2 protein-coding genes are annotated in these 3,772 nt (G+C 71.9%); both read right to left on the reverse strand.

Going from position 1 to position 3,772, the window contains the following annotated elements; translation table 11 throughout:
• A partial coding sequence (locus B8460_RS14125) for a transketolase (protein ID WP_241771197.1) occupies window positions 1–2,139 on the reverse strand: 2,139 nt, incomplete at its 3' end.
• A gap of 119 nt (window positions 2,140–2,258) precedes the next feature.
• Window positions 2,259–3,674: a malonyl-CoA decarboxylase gene (locus B8460_RS14130; RefSeq protein ID WP_048862253.1), complete on the reverse strand. Its 1,416-nt coding sequence runs from the start codon at window positions 3,672–3,674 to the stop codon at window positions 2,259–2,261.
• Window positions 3,675–3,772 lie beyond the last annotated feature (98 nt).

Genomic DNA, 3,772 nt, shown 5'->3' on the forward strand with positions numbered 1-3,772 from the left:
CAGCCAGCCGTCGTGCAGCCGGTCGGCGCTGGTGATGGCGAGCAGGCCGGCGCCGGGCTCCTCCTCGGCGAGCTGGGCAAAGGCGGCCTCGGCCTCCGGCGCGATCGGTCCCTGATAGGCGAGCGCGATGCGCGCGCCGGGCGCGGGCGGGACGACCCAGTGGCCGCCGGCGATCACCGAAGCCGGGTCGATCGTGCGCTCGGGCTGCTGCAACTGCCGCGTGGACAGGCGCAGCCACACCGCCGAGCCGTCCGGCGCCTGCATGTGCGCGAGCGCGTGGCGCAGCAGGATCGCGAGTTCGTCGGCATAGGTCGGCTCGTACGACGCGAGCCGGTCCTGCGCGATGCCGATCAGCGGCGTGTTGACCGACTGGTGCTGCCCGCCCTCGGGCGCGAGCGTCAGGCCGGACGGCGTGGAGACCAGCAGGAAGCGGGCATCCTGGTAGCAGGCATAGATCAGCGCATCGAGGCCGCGGTTGACGAACGGATCGTACACCGTGCCGATCGGCAGCACGCGCGCGCCGTCGAGCGCATGGCGCAGGCCGGCGGCGCCGAGCAGCAGGAACAGGTTCTGTTCGGCGATGCCGAGTTCGATGTGCTGGCCCTGCGGGCTCATGCCCCAGCGCTGCGCGCTCGCGAGCTTGGCGTCGCGGAAGACGTCGTTGCGGGTGTGACGGTCGAACACGCCGCGCCGGTTCACCCACGGGCCGAGATTGGTGGACACCGTCACGTCGGGGCTGGTGGTCAGGATGTGCGCCGCGAGGTCGCGGCACTCGCCCTGGCCGCGCCCGATCTCGGCGAGCAACTCGCCGAACGCCGCCTGTGTCGCGAGGCGGCGGCCGGCGGTGCGCGGGCCGGGCAGCACGGCGGGGACGTGCACGACGGGTGCCGTCAGCGCGCGACCCTCCGGCGTCAGCGGCGTCGCGAAGGGGCGCGTGGCGATGAAGTCGCGCAGCGCCGGCGCGTCGATGCCGGTGCCGGCGAAGGGCGCCCACTCCTCGCCCGGCGCGATGCCGAGTTCGGCGCGGAACGCCTCCATCTGCTCCTTGGTCATCAGGCCGGCATGGTTGTCCTTGTGGCCCGCGAAGGGCAGGCCCATGCCCTTGACGGTATAGGCGATGAAGCAGGTCGGCTGGTCGCCCGCCGCCTCCGCCGCCCGCAGCGCCTCGATCACCGTCTCGATGTCGTGGCCGCCGAGATTGGTCATCAGCGCGCCGAGTTCCTCGTCCGACAGCGGATCGATGATGGCGCGCAACGCCTTCGACCGGCCGAGATCGGCGAGCACCGCCTGCCGCCACGCCGCCCCGCCCTGGAAGGTCAGCGCCGAATAGAGGCTGTTCGGGCAGTCGTCGATCCAGGCGCGCAGCAACTCGCCGCCCTCGCGCGCGAAGGCCGCCTGCAGCTTGCGCCCGTATTTCAGGGTGACGACATTCCAGCCCATGTCGCCGAACAGCCCCTCGATGCGGCCGAACAGCCGGTCCTGCACCACGGAATCAAGGCTCTGGCGGTTGTAGTCGATGATCCACCAGACGTCGCGGACGTCGTGCTTCCACCCCTCCAGCAACGCCTCGTAGATGTTGCCCTCGTCGAGTTCGGCATCCCCCGCGATCGCGATGTGGCGGCCGCGCGGCACGTCGGGGCGGGCGAGGTTGTGCAGATGCACCCAGTCCTGCATCAGCGCGCTGAAGCTGGTCATGGCGACGCCGAGGCCGACCGATCCGGTGGAGAAATCGACCTCCGGCCCGTCCTTGGTCCGGCTGGGATAGCTCTGCGCGCCGCCGAAGGCGCGCAGCCCCTCCATCTTCTCGCGCGTCTGCCGGCCGTAGAGATAGTTCACGGCATGAAACACCGGGGCGGCGTGCGGCTTGACCGCGACGCGGTCCTGCGGGCGGAGGATCTCGAAATACAGCGCGGTCATCACCGAAATGACCGAGGCGCAGGACGCCTGATGCCCGCCCACCTTCAGCCCGTCGCGGTTGGGGCGGATGTGGTTGGCGTGGTGGATCATCCACGACGAGAGCCACAGCAGCTTGCGCTCGATCTGATGCAGCAGCGCGAGGCGCCGTGCGGCGTCCGTGTCCCCGGCGCCGGCCGCCTCGGCCACGCGCGCCGCGTCTTCCGGCAGAACCGGCATCGTCATGGCCATTTCCTCCCGCCGGCGGCGAGCCTGCCGCCCGTCCGACTCAGCTAGCGCACAACCGGGCGGCGGAGAAGCACGCAGCGCGGGGGCCATGCCCGCGCCGCGCGACGGGCACGGGGCTACCCGCGCACCAGACGGCGCACGGCGGAGGAGGCGGCGCGCTTGCCGCTGCCGACATAGTCCTCGTGGTGGGCTTCGATGCGGGCGGGATCATAGAGGTAGTTCACCATCAGGGTGGCACTTTCCTTGACCCCCTTCTCCGACGTGTCGCCGAGCCAGTCGAGACGTTCGATGCGCGCGCCGTTGGTGAGGTGGAAATGCGCGACGGGATCGAGCGCCCGCCCCGCACGCCCCTCGCCGCGGGCCGGCGCGCTCTCGACGAGCAGATAGCGCGCGGCCAGGCGCACCAGCACCGGCTCCACGGCGGGGGCGAGCACGGGGTCGCGCTGGAAGCCGCGCGTGGCGAGGATGGCGGACAGCGCCGCGGCGCCGGTATCGGCGGTCGGCATGGCGGCGCGCAAGGCGCTGCTCTCCTCCTCCGTCAGTACCGCGTCGTCGGCGGCGAGGCGGCCGTCGAGCCAGCGGCGGAAGCCGGGGATCGGCGACAGCGTCGCATAGGCCTTGATGTTGCGGAACTCCTGTCCCAGCAGCTCCACCACGCGCTTGATCAGGAAATTGCCGAAGCTGATGCCGGCGAGCCCGCGCTGGCAGTTGCTGATGGAATAGAAGATCGCGGTGTCGGCCGCCCTGGGGTCGAGCGCGGGGGCGCGCTGATCCAGCAGGCGCTGCACGCTGTCGGCGAGGCCCTGCACCAGCGCCACCTCCACGAAGATCAGCGGCTCGCTCGGCATGCGCGGGTGGAAGAACGCATAGCAGCGGCGGTCGCTGTCGAGCCGGTTCTTCAGATCGCGCCAGGAACGGATCGAGTGCACCGCCTCGTAGCCCGCGAGGCGTTCGAGAAGGGCTGCCGGGCTGTTCCAGTCGACGCAGGCGAGTTCGAGGAAGCTCACGTCGAACCAGCTTGCCAGCAGGCTGCGCAGGTCGCTCTCCAGCGCCGCCAGCAGCGGGTCGGATTTGCGCATGGCGAGCAGCGAGGCGCGCAGGTCCACGAGGAACTTCATGCCGTCGGGGATCGAGGTGAACTGCGTCAGCAGGCGGATGCGCGGCGGCTCCAGCGCCTGACGCAGGGCGGCGGCGGCGACGGCGCGGGCGGCGGCGTCGGGGGCGGCGACGACACGCTCATAGGCGACGGCGACGGCCTGCAGGTCGGCGTCGAAGCCGGCGAGGTCGCGCAGGAACTCCGCCCGCCCCGCCGCGTCGCGCGCCAGATAGGTCTCCGCCAGCTTGGCGGCACGGTTGCGGGCCGAGACCTCGCCGCCGCGCCCGTCCAGACAGGCGCGCATCTGCGCCGCCACGCTATCGTCGGCGTCGGCGGTGACGCCGATGCCGGTCGCCATGTCGTGCCAGACACCACGAATGCGGCGCAGCGCGCGGTCGAACAGCCCGGCGGGCGGCGGCAGGGGGGCGTCACTCATTTCGGGGCGTCACTCATCTTTCGGTTCCGGGCTCGGGCGCGCCGCCGCGCGGGACGCGGGACGGCGATGGGGCGGGCAACAGGGTGCGCGGCGGCCGC

The organism is Acidisphaera rubrifaciens HS-AP3, from assembly GCF_000964365.1.
Classification (GTDB): domain Bacteria; phylum Pseudomonadota; class Alphaproteobacteria; order Acetobacterales; family Acetobacteraceae; genus Acidisphaera; species Acidisphaera rubrifaciens.